This window comes from Curtobacterium sp. ER1/6 (genome assembly GCF_001742745.1).
Taxonomy (GTDB): Bacteria; Actinomycetota; Actinomycetes; order Actinomycetales; family Microbacteriaceae; genus Curtobacterium; species Curtobacterium citri.
Map to the genome: position 1 here is coordinate 60,018 of NZ_MJAK01000004.1, position 14,963 is coordinate 74,980.

The 14,963-nt window shown below is 73.5% G+C and carries 14 protein-coding genes; 11 read left to right on the forward strand and 3 right to left on the reverse strand.

The genetic code is table 11. The features are described 5' to 3' along the window. Positions 1-5 precede the first annotated feature (5 nt). Positions 6-1,679, forward strand: a complete 1,674-nt coding sequence (locus Cus16_RS07945) for a cytochrome c biogenesis protein ResB (protein ID WP_069712322.1) — start codon at positions 6-8, stop codon at positions 1,677-1,679. Positions 1,680-1,684: 5 nt separating this feature from the next. Beyond that, positions 1,685-2,665, forward strand: coding sequence for a c-type cytochrome biogenesis protein CcsB (gene ccsB, locus Cus16_RS07950; protein ID WP_069712323.1), 981 nt, complete (start codon positions 1,685-1,687; stop codon positions 2,663-2,665). A 71-nt stretch (positions 2,666-2,736) separates the two neighbouring features. On the opposite strand, the gene Cus16_RS07955 is transcribed toward ccsB, so the two are convergent. Further along, a complete protein-coding gene (locus Cus16_RS07955; RefSeq protein ID WP_083263814.1) occupies positions 2,737-3,726 on the reverse strand; it encodes an o-succinylbenzoate synthase in 990 nt (329 codons plus the stop codon). 179 nt (positions 3,727-3,905) lie between these two features. Between Cus16_RS07955 and Cus16_RS07960 the strand changes: the two genes are divergently transcribed. The 4 genes from Cus16_RS07960 to Cus16_RS07975 are packed head-to-tail and all read left to right on the forward strand — an operon-like array spanning position 3,906 to position 7,702. Next, positions 3,906-4,538 carry a hypothetical protein gene (locus Cus16_RS07960; protein WP_069712119.1) on the forward strand — a complete coding sequence of 211 codons (633 nt, stop codon included), beginning with the start codon at positions 3,906-3,908 and terminating at the stop codon, positions 4,536-4,538. 46 nt (positions 4,539-4,584) lie between these two features. Further along, a complete protein-coding gene (locus tag Cus16_RS07965) occupies positions 4,585-5,514 on the forward strand; it encodes a 1,4-dihydroxy-2-naphthoyl-CoA synthase (protein ID WP_069712120.1) in 930 nt (309 codons plus the stop codon). Positions 5,515-5,530: 16 nt separating this feature from the next. After that, positions 5,531-6,682, forward strand: coding sequence for an AMP-binding protein (locus tag Cus16_RS07970; protein WP_069712121.1), 1,152 nt, complete (start codon positions 5,531-5,533; stop codon positions 6,680-6,682). 24 nt (positions 6,683-6,706) lie between these two features. Next, the gene (locus Cus16_RS07975) at positions 6,707-7,702 is read left to right on the forward strand and encodes a 1,4-dihydroxy-2-naphthoate polyprenyltransferase (protein WP_223246562.1); all 996 of its coding nucleotides are present in this window, start codon (positions 6,707-6,709) and stop codon (positions 7,700-7,702) included. Between the two features lie 28 nt (positions 7,703-7,730). On the opposite strand, the gene Cus16_RS07980 is transcribed toward Cus16_RS07975, so the two are convergent. Further along, a complete protein-coding gene (locus tag Cus16_RS07980) occupies positions 7,731-8,078 on the reverse strand; it encodes a DUF4229 domain-containing protein (RefSeq protein ID WP_069712123.1) in 348 nt (115 codons plus the stop codon). 79 nt (positions 8,079-8,157) lie between these two features. Between Cus16_RS07980 and Cus16_RS07985 the strand changes: the two genes are divergently transcribed. Both Cus16_RS07985 and menD read left to right on the forward strand, forming a co-directional pair. After that, positions 8,158-8,523 (forward strand): PLDc N-terminal domain-containing protein, encoded by a 366-nt coding sequence (locus Cus16_RS07985; protein WP_069712124.1) that lies wholly within the window; start codon positions 8,158-8,160, stop codon positions 8,521-8,523. Then, positions 8,516-10,255 (forward strand): 2-succinyl-5-enolpyruvyl-6-hydroxy-3-cyclohexene-1-carboxylic-acid synthase, encoded by a 1,740-nt coding sequence (gene menD, locus Cus16_RS07990; RefSeq protein WP_069712325.1) that lies wholly within the window; start codon positions 8,516-8,518, stop codon positions 10,253-10,255. Before Cus16_RS07985 ends, menD begins: the two co-directional genes overlap by 8 nt. 45 nt (positions 10,256-10,300) lie before the next feature. Here menD and Cus16_RS07995 read toward each other — a convergent pair whose 3' ends face one another. Further along, on the reverse strand, positions 10,301-11,560 hold the full coding sequence (locus tag Cus16_RS07995) for an isochorismate synthase MenF (RefSeq protein ID WP_069712125.1): 1,260 nt from the start codon (positions 11,558-11,560) through the stop codon (positions 10,301-10,303). Positions 11,561-11,644: 84 nt separating this feature from the next. On the opposite strand from Cus16_RS07995, the gene Cus16_RS08000 reads away from it, so the two are divergent. Genes Cus16_RS08000 through Cus16_RS08010 form a run of 3 tightly spaced genes read left to right on the forward strand, consistent with a single transcriptional unit; the run spans position 11,645 to position 14,955 of the window. Continuing rightward, complete coding sequence (locus Cus16_RS08000; protein WP_069712126.1) at positions 11,645-12,436, forward strand: demethylmenaquinone methyltransferase; 792 nt, start codon at positions 11,645-11,647, stop codon at positions 12,434-12,436. Positions 12,437-12,467: 31 nt separating this feature from the next. Beyond that, positions 12,468-13,544: a polyprenyl synthetase family protein gene (locus Cus16_RS08005; protein WP_069712326.1), complete on the forward strand. Its 1,077-nt coding sequence runs from the start codon at positions 12,468-12,470 to the stop codon at positions 13,542-13,544. 40 nt (positions 13,545-13,584) lie between these two features. Next, positions 13,585-14,955, forward strand: a complete 1,371-nt coding sequence (locus Cus16_RS08010; RefSeq protein ID WP_069712127.1) for an FAD-dependent oxidoreductase — start codon at positions 13,585-13,587, stop codon at positions 14,953-14,955. Positions 14,956-14,963 lie beyond the last annotated feature (8 nt).

Consider the following 14,963-nt stretch of genomic DNA (forward strand, 5'->3'; position numbering starts at 1 on the left):
ACCCGATGCGGCCGTCCGACCACGTCGACAGCGCAGCCCCGGCGGTCTCCGGCGACGACGGGGGCGTGACCCAGCCGAAGCTCGGCTTCGTCGGGTCGCTGCGCTTCGCCTGGCGGCAACTGACGAGCATGCGCACGGCGCTGTTCCTGCTCATGCTGCTCGCCCTCGCGGCCATCCCGGGCTCGCTCGTCCCGCAGCGCACGGCAGACCCGAACGGAGTGGTCCAGTACAAGTCGGACCACCCGCAGCTCTTCCCGGTGCTCGACGCGCTCCAGGTCTTCGACACCTACACCTCGGTGTGGTTCTCGGCGATCTACCTGCTGCTCTTCGTCTCGCTCATCGGATGCATCGTCCCGCGGACGAAGCACCACTGGCAGGCGCTCCGGACGCGCCCGCCGCGGACCCCGGTGCGACTCGGCCGCCTGGCGGGCTACCGGTCCGTGCCGGTGGACGCCGACGCGCTGACCGCACCCGCCACCCGCGCGAGCGGTGCGACGGACGCGGCCACGAGCCTCCCGTCCGTCGACCACGCCGTGACGCGTGCCATGGCGCTCCTGAAGCGCTCCGGCTACCGCGTCGAGCGGTTCGGCGACTCGGTGAGCGCGGAGCGCGGCTACCTGCGTGAGACCGGCAACCTCGTCTTCCACGCGGCGCTGGTCGGCGTGCTCGTCGCGGTGGGTCTCGGCGGTGGCTTCAGCTACACCGGGCAGCGACTGCTCGTCGAGGGGCAGACGTTCTCGAACGTCCTCGGATCGTACGACTCGTTCAACCCGGGTCGGTGGTTCCGGCAGACGGACCTGCAGGGCTACAACCTGACGCTCGACAAGTTCACGACCACGTACGAGGAGAAGAACCTCGACGCACTCGGCCAGGCGCTCGACTACTCGGCGACCGTCACGAGCCAGGAGAAGGGGCAGGCCGCGGAGACCAGCCGCATCGGGGTGAACGACCCGCTCGCCGTGGGCGGCACGAACGTCTACCTGCTCGGCAACGGCTACGCCATGCAGGTCACCGTCCGCGACGGGCAGGGGAACGTCGCGTTCCAGGACGTCGTGCCCTTCCTGCCGGAGGACGCGAACTACACGTCGACGGGTGTGCTCAAGGTGCCCGACGCGAAGCCGTCGCAGCTCGGCATGGTCGGCTTCTTCTACCCGACGGCGTCGAAGCTCTCGACCGGGGCGTTCGCGAGCGCCTACCCGGACGCGCAGAACCCGCTCCTGACGCTGCAGGTGTACCGCGGCGACCTCGGGCTCGACAGCGGGGTCCCGCAGAGCGTGTACTCGCTCGACACCAGCGGCCTCGAGCAGATCGCCGGACGGCAGTCGTCGACGGCGAGCATCGAGCTCAAGCCCGGTCAGACGAAGACCCTGCCCGACGGCACCGGCTCGATCACGTTCGACGGGGTGAAGCGCTACGTCTCGCTCGACGTGCACCACGACCCGTCGCAGGCGTACGTCGCGGGCTTCGCGCTGCTCTCCACCCTCGGCCTGCTCGTGTCGCTGTTCGTCCCGCGCCGCCGCGTGTGGGTGAAGGCCGTCCCGCGCCGCGGTGCGGAGCACGGCGAGTACGACCTGGAGTACGCCGGCCTGGCGCGAGGCGAGGACCCCAACCTCGAGCGCGCCGTCGACGACATCGCCCGCCGGCACCTGTCGGACCTCGGAGTTAGGATTCCTGCGTGAACGACATGACGACGAACCTGGCGACCTACTCGGTCGTGCTGACGTACTCGGCCATGGCGGTCTACGTCATCGCGTTCATCTCGTTCGCGCTCGACATGGCCAAGCGTGCGGGTCAGGTGACGGCGGCTGCCGGTGCCGGTGCCGCAGCGCCGGAGGAGCGGACCGTGGCGACCGTCCAGGGCGGGACCGTCGTGCTCGAGAAGGTCGGCACCACCTCCGGTCGGTCCGGCGGTGGCGGCACGAAGTTCGAGCGGGTCGGCATGGCGATGACGATCCTCGCGCTGGTCCTGCACGTCGCGGCCACCGTGCTGCGGGGCATCGCCGCGGACCGTGTGCCGTGGGGCAACATGTTCGAGTTCTCGCTGACCGGCACGGCGCTCATCACGCTGATCTTCTTGCTGGTGCAGCTCTGGCAGAACCTGAAGTTCCTCGGTGTCTTCATCACGGGCCTGACGATCATCCTGCTCGGCATCGCGACCGTGAACTACTGGGTCCCGGTCGTCCCGCTGCAGCCCGCGCTCCAGTCCTACTGGCTCGTCATCCACGTCTTCGTGGCGATCGCCGGCACCGGCTTCTTCGCGCTCGGCGCCGGGCTCGCGGTGGCGCAGCTCGTCCAGACCTACCGACAGGGCCGCCCGGTGTCCAAGCAGCTCCGCTTCATGGAGACGCTGCCGGACGCCGACCGGCTCGAGGTCCTGACCTACCGTGTCGTCCTGGTCGGCTTCGTGCTGTGGACCTTCACGCTCATCGCCGGCGCCGTCTGGGCCGAGCGTGCGTGGGGCCGCTACTGGGGCTGGGACACCAAGGAGGTCTGGACCTTCATCATCTGGGTCGTCTACGCCGGGTACATCCACGCTCGCGCGACGCGCGGCTGGCGCGGCGCCCGCTCGTCGTGGCTGGCACTCATCGGCTTCGCCGCGGTGATGTTCAACTTCTCCGTCGTCAACGTCTTCTTCAAGGGCCTGCACAGCTACTCGGGCCTGTGAGTCGCTGAGCACGGCACGACACGACGGACGGGAGGCGCGGTGCCAGCTGGCACCGCGCCTCCCGTCCGTCGTCAGGCCGCGGCGAGCAGCGCGTGCACGCGCGCGAGCCGCGTCAGCCACCACGCCGTCCGCTCCGGCGACGCCGCGTTCCGCTCCAGCAGGTCCCGCGAGACCTCGACACGCCGGACCGGCACCCGCCCGGCGACGGGCAGCAGCGGCGACGCGGCGACGTCGGACGCGAACATCGCCGCCGTCCCGAGCCCGGCCGCGTAGCCGGGGGTCATCGCGGCCGCCGCGAGGAACGCCCCGATGCCGAGTCCGACCGACGTGTCCAGCGCGCTGGACACCACGCACGGCAGGCCCGCGTCCGCGACCACGGCCTGCGCCGCGATCACGCCACCGAGCGGTTGCGCCTTCACGACGAGCACGTCGGCGGCTCCCGCGCGCGCGACGGCGAGGGGGTCGGCGGCCTTCCGCACGCTCTCGTCCGCGGCGATCGGCACGCCGAGCCCGGCGGTGCGCGAGCGCAGGGCCGCGAGCTCCGGCACGGTCCGACAGGGCTGCTCGGCGTACTGCAGGCCGTGGGGCGCGAGTCGCTCGAGGGCCCGGGTGGCCTCGTCGACGCTCCAGAGTCCGTTCGCGTCGACCCGGACGTGTGCGTCGGCACCCATCACCCGGCGGACCTCGGCCACCCGGGCGACGTCGTCGTCGACGGTCGTGCCGGGTTCGGCGACCTTGACCTTCGCGGTCGTGCAGCCGGGGTAGCGGGCGAGGAGCCCGGCGACCTCGTCGGGGGCGACCGCGGGCACGGTGGCGTTGACGGGCACCGAGTCGGCGGCCGGCTCGTGGTCGGTCCACCCGAAGTCGACCGTGGCGCGGAGCCAGGCGGCGGCCTCGGCGTCGTCGTACTCGACGAACGGCGAGAACTCCGTCCAGCCGGCGGGGCCGCGCAGGACGAGGGCCTCGCGGACGGTGATGCCACGGAACCGCACGCGCATCGGCAGGGCCACGACGTGGGCGTCGGCGGTCAGGTCGTCGAGGTCGGGGAGGTCGGGGAGCACACCCCATCATCACCCGCGCGGTGGGGGTCGGTGCCACCGCGACGGCACCCAGCGCTCGCGCCGACACCTCGGAGCCGACCGCCAGGGCCGGGCACTAGCATGCACCGGTCGGCCCAGCGTCGGCGGTGCCGCGGGAGGTCGTGGCACGGACGTGTGGCGACCGAGGAGAGGGAGGGCCGGTGGCGTCGGATCCGCAGCAGCGTGGCCAGCGAGCCGCCCGCCCGGCGTCGGACGACCCCGCGACCGCCCAGCAGCGAGCGGCTGCCCAGCGAGCAGCCGCCCAGCGCGCCGCAGCACAGCGTGCCGCCGCGCAGCGCACCGCGACCCAGCGAGCAGCAGCGCCGCAGCGTGCCGCCGCTCCGCGTGGTCCGGCCCAACGCGCTCCGCAGCGGGCCGAGGGGGCTGCGGCGTCGCCCCGCGCGCGAGGGACCTCGGGCACGACCGCTGCGAACGGCGACTTCGAGCGGATGCTGCAGCGGGGCTCGGTGGACACCCGGACCCTCGCGCAGAGCCGTCGGCGCCGCAACCCGGTCATCGGCAAGATCGCGCTCGGTCTCGCGGTGGTGTCCGCCGCGGTCGACGCCAGCGCCTTCGCGGTGTTCATGGGCGGCGACACCACCTTCGCGTTCGGCATCTGCTTCGTGGTCGTGTTCCTCACGCTCATCGCCGCGGTGCTCGGCTTCATCGCCGCGGTCGGCTCCTTCGGCCGGTGGTACGGCGCGGTCGGGGTGGTGCTGGCGTTCTTCGCGAACCCGGTGATCCTCATCGTGCTGCTCGTCGTCGTCGCGCCGGAGGCACTCACCGGCATGTAGCCCGGTGCACCGGTGGCACGTGATCCGCCGGCGGTACGGTGGAGGCATGGCTGCTCCCGTCTCCGACCTCTTCGACCCCGACGTCTGGACCGAGGCCCCGGTCGCGGCGCAGTTCACCGACATCACCTACCACAAGCACGTCTCGCAGGGCATCGTCCGGGTCGCGTTCGACCGCCCGGAGGTCCGCAACGCCTTCCGTCCCCGCACGGTCGACGAGCTGTACCGCGCCCTCGACGACGCCCGGCAGGACCCGCGCGTCGGCGTCGTCCTGCTCACCGGCAACGGTCCGAGCCCGAAGGACGGCGGCTGGGCGTTCTGCTCCGGCGGCGACCAGCGCATCCGCGGCCGGAGCGGCTACCAGTACGTCGGCGACGAGGGCGCTCCGCCCGAGGGGGTCGACCCGGCCGCGGCGCAGGCCTCGATGGGCCGCCTGCACATCCTCGAGGTCCAGCGCCTCATCCGGATGATGCCGAAGGTCGTCGTCGCGGTCGTGCCCGGCTGGGCCGCCGGCGGCGGGCACTCCCTGCACGCGATCTGCGACCTGACCATCGCGAGCGCCGAGCACGGGCGCTTCAAGCAGACCGACGCCGACGTCGGGTCCTTCGACGGCGGCTACGGCAGCGCGTACTACGCCCGGCAGATCGGGCAGAAGTTCGCGCGCGAGGTCTTCTTCCTGGCGGAGGAGTACTCCGCGCAGCGGGCGTACGAGATGGGTGCGGTGAACAAGGTCGTGCCGCACGCCGACCTCGAGCGCGAGGCGCTCCGCTGGGGTGAGACGATCCTCGGCAAGTCGCCGACGGCGATCCGGATGCTGAAGTACGCCTTCAACGCGGTCGACGACGGCATGGTCGGTCAGCAGGTCTTCGCGGGCGAGGCGACGCGGCTCGCCTACGGCACGGACGAGGCGGTCGAGGGGCGCGACTCCTTCCTCCAGAAGCGCGAGCCCGACTGGACCGCCTTCCCGTGGCACTACTGAGGGCCGGGGAACTGCGGTGACCCGTCCGCTGGTCGCGCTGGGCGCGTCGGACCCGACGGCCGTGCTGCGCGGACTGGAGGCCGCCCTCGCCGGGGGCCCCGCACTGCTGCCGGTCGCGGTGGACGCACCGGCGCTGCCGACACCGCCACCGTCCCACGTCGCACAGCGGGTCGCCCTGGTCGTCGAGACGAGCGGGTCGACCGGCACCGGCAAGCGTGTGGCGCTGTCCGCCGACGCGCTCCTCGCCGGCGCCGCCTCGGCCGACGCCGCACTCGGCGGCCCGGGGCGCTGGGTGCTCGCGCTGCCGACGCACTACATCGCGGGCCTCAACGTCCTGACGCGGTCGATCGCCTCGGGCACCTCGCCCGTCGTGGTGTCACCCGGTCACTTCGAGGCCGCCGCGTTCGCCGACGCGGTCGACCGGCTCGACGTCGGTCCCGAGGCTCCGCGGCGCTACACCTCGCTCGTCCCGGTGCAGCTCGCCCGCGTGCTCGACGACCCACGGGCCCGGGCCGCGGCGACCCGCTTCGACGCCGTCCTCGTCGGCGGTCAGGCGACCCCGGCACCGCTCCGCCGGCGCGCGCTCGAGGCGGGCATCCGGGTGGTCACCACCTACGGGGCGAGCGAGACGAGCGGCGGCTGCGTCTACGACGGCACCCCCTTCGGCACCGTCCGCGCCGGACTCGTCGACGGGGCGCTCGAGCTCGCCGGGCCGATGCTCGCCGAGGGGTACCTCGACGACCCGGACCGCACCGCGAGCACGTTCACCGAGCGGGACGGGCTCCGCTGGTACCGGACCGGCGACGCCGCGGCGCTCGACGACGACGGCCGGCTCCGGGTGCTCGGCCGACTCGACGACGTCATCGTGTCGGGCGGCGAGAAGGTGCCGCTCGGCGCGGTGGAACGCCGGGTCCGCGAGCTCCCCGGGCAGGACGCCGCGGTCGTGACGCGTCGGACGTCGGGGGAGTGGGGCGAGGTGCCGGTCGTCGTCACGGAGCACCCGCTCGACCTCGACACCGTCCGCGCGCACGTCGGGGACCTCCTCGGGCGGGCTGCCCGACCGGCGGACGTCCTCGTCGTCGACGCGGTGCCGATGCTCGGCACGGGGAAGCCCGACCGACGGGCCGTCCGCGTGCTCGCCGACCCCGACGGTGCACCGCCGGCGTAGCGAGCGCGGATACGATGGTCGGCCGTGGCACGTACGAAGAACACGAACCGGACCAAGGGCCGCAGCGGCAACCCCGCGAAGGCCGCCCGACCGCAGCGCGGCAAGCAGCGGGCGACCGCCCGCGACTGGATCGGCGGTGCCCGGCTCCGCACCCTGACGCTCGGGGTCGTCCCGGTCGTGCTCGGCACCGGTGTCGCGTTCGTCGACTCCGGCGAGCCGGGCGACTTCGGGTCCTACCTCGGGCACGACCACCGCCTGGCGGTCGCGCTCCTCGCCCTCGGTGTCGCACTCTTCCTGCAGATCGGTGTGAACTACAGCAACGACTACTCCGACGGTGTCCGGGGGACCGACGAGTTCCGCGTCGGACCGGCACGGCTGACCGGAGCCGGGCTCGCGAAGCCCCGCACGGTGCTCACCGTCGCGCTGACGTTCTTCGGGCTCGCGGCGGTCGCCGGCCTGGTCATCGTCGCGCTCACCGGACTCTGGTGGCTGCTGGTCGTCGGCGCGGCCGCGATCGTCGCCGCGTGGTTCTACACCGGCGGGAAGAAGCCGTACGGGTACAACGCGCTCGGCGAGGTCTTCGTCTTCGTCTTCTTCGGCCTGGTCGCGGTGCTCGGGACGCAGTACGTGCAGATCCGCGAGGTCACCACGAGCGGCTGGGCAGCGGCGGTCGCGGCCGGCTTCTTCGCCTGCGCCGTGCTCATGGTGAACAACATCCGCGACATCGACGAGGACCGACTGGCCGGCAAGCGGACGCTCGCCGTCGTGGTCGGACGCCCGGTCGCCCGGGTGCTCTACGGCCTCTTCCTCATGCTGCCGTACGTGGTGCTGCTCTGGTTCGTCCTGCTCTACTTCCGCACCGGGTTCGCCTACTTCTCACTGCTGCTGGCGCTGCCGGCGCTCGTCATCGGCGTCTCCACGCGGAAGCCCCGCGAGCTCGTCACCGCGCTGCAGCTGTCGTCGTTCGCGTCGCTGGCGTTCGGTGTCGTGCTCGGCCTGACGCTCGTGCTCCTGCCGTAGCCGCCCGGTCCTGCCGTCGCGGGCCGGGTCAGTCCTCGTCGCGCTCGGGACGGGCCCGGTGGCGCTCTGCGTCGGAGACCGGACGCGTGGCCGGCGCGGCGGAGTCGGCGGTGTCGGCGGCGTCCGAGTCCGCGGCGTCGACGAAGTCGTCCTCGAAGTCGGAGTCCGCGTCGTGCTCCGGTCGGGCGCGGCGCGACGCGATGCTCGACGTCACCCGGCCGCGCAGCCCCGGCAGGGCGATGTAGGACACGAGCAGACCGATCAGGGCCGCACCGATCGCCGCCCAGTACCACCGCAGGCCGATGACGAGCAGGACGGCCAGCGCCGCGGCGAAGATGCCGAGTCGGGCAAGGGTGTAGACGAGCCACGCTTTCACCCGACGAGTCTACGGAACCAGCGGCGGGGGAACGGCTGACCGGCAGGTACGTCCCAGGCGCGGTCCGTAGGCTCCTGGGATGGTCCGTCTCTGGTTGGTCGTCGCCGTCGCCGCCGTGGCGTTCACGGTGTACGCGGCCATCGACTGCGCGACCATGCCCCGGGAGCGCATCCGGTCCCTGCGCCGCGGCTGGTGGGTCCTGCTCGTGATCGTCCTGCCGGTGCTCGGCGGACTGCTCTGGTTCGTGCTCGGCCGTGCCCCGGCGACGCCCGGACCGACGCCCCGGTACCGTGGTCCCGAAGACGACCCCGACTTCCTCGGTGGCCCCCGTGCCCCCGGGTCACCCCGCACCGGAACGGACCAGGACGACGCAACCCTCCGAGACCTCGAAGACCGACTCCGCGAGCGGGACGAACGCGACGACGGCAGCACCGCCGATCGCTGACGGGTCCGCCGGATCGGGCAGCCCGGCGACCGACTTCGCCCTGGCGCTGCTGCAGGAACTCGCGCGCGCGGGCGTCACCGATGTCGTCGTCAGTCCGGGCTCCCGCTCGCAGGCGCTCGCTCTGGCCGCGGTCGCGCTCGAGCGCGCGGGCGGCGTGACCGTGCACGTCCGGCTCGACGAACGGACCGCGGGGTTCTTCGCGCTCGGGCTCGCCGTCGAGTCCGGTCGGCCCGCCGCCGTCGTCACCACCTCCGGCACCGCGGTGGCGAACCTGCACCCGGCCGTGCTCGAGGCGCACCACTCCGGCGTGCCGATGATCGTGCTGAGCGCCGACCGGCCGACCGAGCTCCGGGGCATCGGCAGCAACCAGACGACCGTGCAGCCCGGACTCTTCGGACCGGCCGTCTCCTTCGTGCGCGACGTCCAGGCGCCCACGGCCGGCAGCGTCGACGTCGACGCGGTGCGCTCGCTGGCGCGCGAGGCCGTCGCGGTCGCCGCGGGGCACACCGGCCAGCCCGGGCCCGTGCAGCTCGACGTCGCCTTCCGCGAGCCGCTCTCCGCCGGCCTCCGCGCCGAGGACGTCACCGGCGTGCCGGACGACGAGGTCGACCTCGAGCACGCGCAGCGCCGGGTGCACGCCGGACTCCCGGTCGCCGAGCTGACGCCGGACGACGAGCCCGCGACCGTCGTGATCGCCGGGCACGACGCCGGGCCGGACGCCGAGCGCATCGCGTGGGAGCTCGGTGCGCCGCTGCTGGCGGAGGTGTCGAGCGGTGCGCGCTTCGGCCGGAACCTGGTCGTGGCCTACCGCGACCTGCTCCGCGACGCGGAGCTCGGCGGTGCGGTCCGTCGCGCCGTCGTGCTCGGCCACCCCACCCTCAGCCGGGAGGTCCCCGCGCTCCTGCAGCGACCCGACGTCGAGACGATCGTGGTCCGCGGGGCGGGAGCCGACCCGTACGACCCGGCACGCGCCTCCCGTCCGGACGCGGCGACCACGTTCGTGTCCGACGTCCGCGTGACCGGCCGGACCACCGCGGCACACCGCGCGTGGGTCGGACGGTGGGTGACGACGAGCCGGGCGATGCTCGGCGACGGCGACGCCGGTCCCGACCTCGACGCGAAGCGCTCGGGCGACCGCGCGGAGCGGAACCGCTTTCTGCGCGACGAGGTCGCACTGCGTCGCCGGCCCGTCGACCGCACGATGCTGGTCGAGGCCGTGTGGGGGGTGACGTGGCCGCACGACCGGCTCGTGCTCGGGGCGTCGCAGCTCATCCGCGTCGCGGACGCGCACGTCGCGGGCAAGAAGCTCCGCGTGCACGCCAACCGCGGCCTGGCGGGCATCGACGGCACCGTGTCGACGGCGCTCGGCATCGCCGCGGCCCTGGAGCGGACGGCGGACTCGGTCGGCACCACGCGGGTGCTCGTCGGTGACCTGACGTTCCTGCACGACCTCGGCGCGTTCGTCACCGGGACCGAGGAGCGGACCCACCGCGTGCAGGTCGTCGTCGGCAACGACGCCGGCGGCGCGATCTTCCGCGGGCTCGAGGTCGCACGCACCACGCCGGACGAGGACATGCGCCGCATGATGACCACGCCGCAGCACGTCGACGTCGAGCGGGTCGTCACCGGGCTCGGTTGGGAGTACCGGCGCGCGGCCACCTGGGGCGACCTGGAGGCCGTGCTCACCGACCCGGCGCAGCGGCTCGTGGTCGAGGTGCCGCTGACCGACTGACGGGCGGCCGGCGTCGGCTGCGTCGGGTCAGGCCGGTGCGGCGCGTCAGGCCAGGGCGTCGCGCACCGGACGGAACTTCAGGGCGGTCTCGGCGACCTCGCGCGCCGGGTCCGAACCGGCGACGATCCCCGCACCGGCCCATGCCCGGACCGTCCCGTCGGCGTCGATCCGGGCGCTGCGGAGCGCGAGCATCCACTCGCCGTCGCCGTTCGCCCCGAGCCAGCCGACCGGTCCCGCGTAGCGGCCGCGGTCGACGCCCTCGAGCTCGGCGACGAGCCGCACCGCGACGTCGGTCGGGGTGCCCGCCACGGCTGCCGTCGGGTGGAGCGCGTCCGCGACGTCGAGCGACGTCGTCCCGACCGGCAGGGTCGCGCGCACGTCGGTGGCGAGGTGCCAGAGGTTCGGCAGCTGCAGGCGGAAGGGTTCCGGGTCGGCGCGCAGGTCGGTCGCGATGGGCCGGAGCGCCTGCAGCAGGCTCGCGATCGCGAAGCCGTGCTCCTCGACGTCCTTCGCGCTCGAGGCCAGCGCCTCGGCGGCCGCACGGTCCGACGCCGGGTCGGTCCCGCGGGCCGCGCTCCCGGCGAGCACCCGCGCGGACAGCTCGGTGCCGTCGGTGCGGGCGAGGGTCTCCGGCGTCGCCCCGACCAGCCCGTCGACGGCGAACGTCACGCACTGCGGGTAGGCCGCCGCCAGGTCCAGCAGGACCGCGCGCCGGTCGGCACCGGGCGGCAGCGTGCCCACGAGGTCGCGGGCGAGGACCACCTTGTCGGCCTCGCCGGCGGCGATCCGGCGGACGGCGTCGGCGACCGCGGCGGCGTAGGCGTCCTCGTCGATGCTGCCCGGTCGGAGGGCGACCGACACGTGGCCGCCGACGCTCGGCACCGGGGCCGAGGTGCGGGAGAACGCCAGGGGCTCGGGGTCCGGGGTCGTGTCGACCGCGGTGAGCCACGCCTTCCCGCGCCGCTTGCCGATGACGACCCGCGGGACGACGAGCACGCTCTCCTCGGCGGAGTCGTCGGCGAACGAGAACGACCCGAACGCGACGAGTCCGGTCCCGCGCAGCTGCACCGGGTCGTCCACGCGGGCGCTGCCGACGAGGTCGCGCCAGACGGCGGACGCCCGGCGCATGCGGTCCGGACCCGAGAACGTGAAGCGGAGTGCCTCGCCGATCCCGACGATGCCGTCGCCGCCCCGGACGAACGCCAACGGGGTGTCCCGCAGGGTGTGGCGGAGGACGTCACCCGGGTCGTCGAGGATCCGGGTCGAGACCGTGAGCGAGGGGGCCGCCGTGGTGGTTCGGGTCACGGACCGATCGTACGCGCGCGGCCGGTGGCCGGACCCCGGCCGGGCGTCCGGCCACCGTCGGGCCGGGACCTCTAGGATGGTGCGGTGAGCAGAGCGGACCTGAGCAAGCGGCCGGACGAGGTGGCGGCAATGTTCGACGACGTCGCCGCGAAGTACGACCTCACGAACGACATCCTCTCGGCGGGCAACGCCCCGCTGTGGCGCGTCGCGACGGTCCGTGCGGTCGACCCGCAGCCGGGGGAGCGTGTCCTCGACATCGCCGCCGGGACGGGCACGAGCGCCGCGGCCCTGGCGAAGAAGGGTGCGGAGGTCACCGCGCTCGACCTGTCGGCCGGCATGATCGCCGTCGGACGCGAGCGGCACCCCGAGATCACCTTCGTCGAGGGCGACGCCGAGCAGCTGCCCTTCGACGACGACACGTTCGACGCCGTCACCATCTCCTTCGGGCTGCGGAACGTCAACGACCCGATGCAGGCGATCACCGAGATGCTCCGGGTGCTCAAGCCCGGTGGCCGCGTCGTGATCTGCGAGTTCTCCACGCCGCCGATGACGCTCCTGCGCTTCGGCTACGGCACGTACCTCAAGCGCGTGCTCCCCGGCATCGCGCGGCTGTCGAGCAGCAACCCGGCCGCCTACCGCTACCTCGCCGAGTCCATCGAGGCGTGGCCCGACCAGCACGTCCTCAGCCAGTGGCTGCGCGGCGTCGGCTTCACGATGGTCGCGCACCGCAACCTGACGGCCGGGATCGTGGCCTTGCACCGCGGGCGCAAGCCGGTCGAGGGCACCGTCCGCGAGTCCGTCGCCCGACGGGCCCGGGCACGCCGTGAGCACCAGCACACCGGTGAGCAGCCGAGCGTCGACCCGACCGACGCCTGACCGGTCCTCGACCCCGAACACGGAGCAGCACTTGAACCCGAGCGTCCCGGTCGCACGCCGCGCACCGAGCCTCCGCGCCTCGCTGGGCATCGGCGAGCGACTGTTCGCCACGCCGTCCGAGCGACGCTTCATCGCCGCGGTCGACGACGGGCTCGAGCTCGTCGAGCGGGGCCTCGAGGAGGCGATGCGGTCGACCGACACGCTGGCCGACACCACGAGCCGCTACCTGCTCTCTGCCGGTGGCAAGCGGATCCGTCCGACCCTCACGCTGCTCATCGCGCAGCTCGGCGAGGGCGTGACCGACGCGGTGGTCAAGGCCGCCGTGAGCATCGAGACCACGCACCTGGCCTCGCTGTACCACGACGACGTCATGGACGAGGCACCCGTGCGCCGCGGCGTCCCCGCCGCGCACGTGACCTACGGCAACAACGTGGCCATCCTCACGGGGGACCTCCTCTTCGCCCGGGCCAGCCTCATCACGGCCGACCTCGGCACCGAGGGCATCCGCATGCAGGCGGAGACCTTCCAGCGCCTCTGCATGGGGCAGCTGCACGAGACCACCGGCCCGCAGCCCGACGACGACCCGGTCGAGCACTACATCCAGGTGCTCAGCGACAAGACCGGGTCGCTCATCGCGACCGCGGCCCGCGCCGGCGTGATGTTCTCGGGTGCCGACCGGGCCTGGCTCGACGCGGTCGGGACGTTCGGCGAGAAGGTCGGCGTGGCCTTCCAGCTCGTCGACGACGTCATCGACCTCGCTCCGGCCGGGGCCCGGACCGGCAAGATCGCCGGCAACGACCTGCGCGCCGGCGTGGACACGCTGCCGCTGCTGCAGCTCCGACGTCTCGCCACGCGCGACGACGGTGCCGCGGCGCTGGTCGCCCGCATCGAGCACGACGTGAAGGACGCGCCCGACGACGCCGTCGACTCGTCGCCGTACCAGTCCGCCGTCGCCGCCCTGCGCGAGCACGAGGCGACCACGGCCACCCGGGCCGTCGCCGTGCGCTGGGCGGAGGAGGCCGTCGCGGCACTGGAACCGCTGCCCGGCGGCACCGTGAAGCGGGCGCTGACCCGGTTCGCCGAGTCCGTCGTCGAACGCAGCCGCTGACCCACCGGGAGCATCCCGCCCGAACGAACTGGAGCCATCCGTGCCAACCCTCCGACTCGCCATCGTCGGCGCCGGTCCCGCCGGGATCTACGCCGCCGACATCCTGCTGCGCGAGGCCCACGGCACCGACGTGTCGATCGACCTCTTCGAGCAGCTGCCGGCGCCGTACGGCCTGGTCCGCTACGGCGTGGCACCCGACCACCCGCGCATCAAGGGCATCGTCAACGCCCTGCGCGACGTGCTCGACCGCGGGGTCGTCCGGCTCTTCGGCAACGTCCGCTTCGGCGAGGACATCACACTCGACGACCTCAAGCAGCACTACCACGCCGTGCTGTTCTCCACGGGGGCGATCAAGGACGCCGAGCTCGACGTCCCGGGCGTCGACCTCGAGGGCTCGTACGGGGCGGCCGACTTCGTGAGCTGGTTCGACGGCCACCCCGACGTCCCGCGCACCTGGCCGCTGACGGCGTCGAGCGTCGCGGTGATCGGCAACGGCAACGTCGCCCTCGACGTCTCGCGCATCCTGGCGAAGCACGCCGACGACCTGCTCCCCACCGAGATCCCCGCGAACGTGTACGAGGGGCTCAAGGCGTCGCCCGTCACGGACGTGCACGTCTTCGGCCGCCGCGGCCCGGCGCAGGTGAAGTTCACGCCGCTCGAGCTCCGCGAACTCGGCGAGCTCCGCGACGTCGACATGGTCGTGTACGACGAGGACTTCGACCACGACGAGGCATCGCTGACGGCGATCCAGACGAACAAGCAGGTCATGGTGATGAACCGGGTCCTGGAGCAGTGGCGCACGCGCGAGGTCGGCCGGGCGAGCCGCCGGCTCCACCTGCACTTCTGGGCGAAGCCGCTCGAGCTCGTCGGCGAGGACGGCCACGTCACCGCCATCCGGTACGAGCGGACCCGACCGGACGGGCAGGGCGGTGTCGAGGGCACCGGCGAGGTGCGCGAGCTCGCCGTGCAGGCCGTCTACCGCGCCGTCGGCTACTTCGGGTCGCCGCTGCCCGGTGTCCCGTTCGACGCACGCACCGGCGTCATCCCGAACCGCGGGGGACAGGTGCTCGACGAGGACGGCTCCCAGGTCCCCGGCGTGTACGCCACGGGCTGGATCAAGCGCGGACCGGTCGGGCTGATCGGCCACACGAAGTCCGATGCGATGGAGACCGTGCAGCACATCGTGAACGACCAGGCGTCCTGGTGGACCCCGGCGGACCCCTCGCCCGAGGCCGTCCCCGCGCTGCTCCGGGACCGCGGTGTCGACTTCACCGACCTCGCCGGCTGGCACGCCCTCGACGAGCACGAGCAGGCGCTCGGTGCCCCCGAGGGCCGGGAGCGCATCAAGGTCGTGCCGCGCGACGAGATGGTCGACGTCTCGCTGCGTCGGGTCGGCTCGGCGACGAGCTGAGCGCCGCA

Bases quoted from the DNA above. Each gene is read 5' to 3' on its own strand.
- ccsB (WP_069712323.1), top strand. From the start codon at position 1,685: ATGACGACGAACCTGGCGACCTACTCGGTCGTGCTGACGTACTCGGCC.
- Cus16_RS07945 (WP_069712322.1), top strand. From the start codon at position 6: ATGCGGCCGTCCGACCACGTCGACAGCGCAGCCCCGGCGGTCTCCGGC.
- Cus16_RS07965 (WP_069712120.1), top strand. From the start codon at position 4,585: ATGGCTGCTCCCGTCTCCGACCTCTTCGACCCCGACGTCTGGACCGAG.
- Cus16_RS07985 (WP_069712124.1), top strand. From the start codon at position 8,158: ATGGTCCGTCTCTGGTTGGTCGTCGCCGTCGCCGCCGTGGCGTTCACG.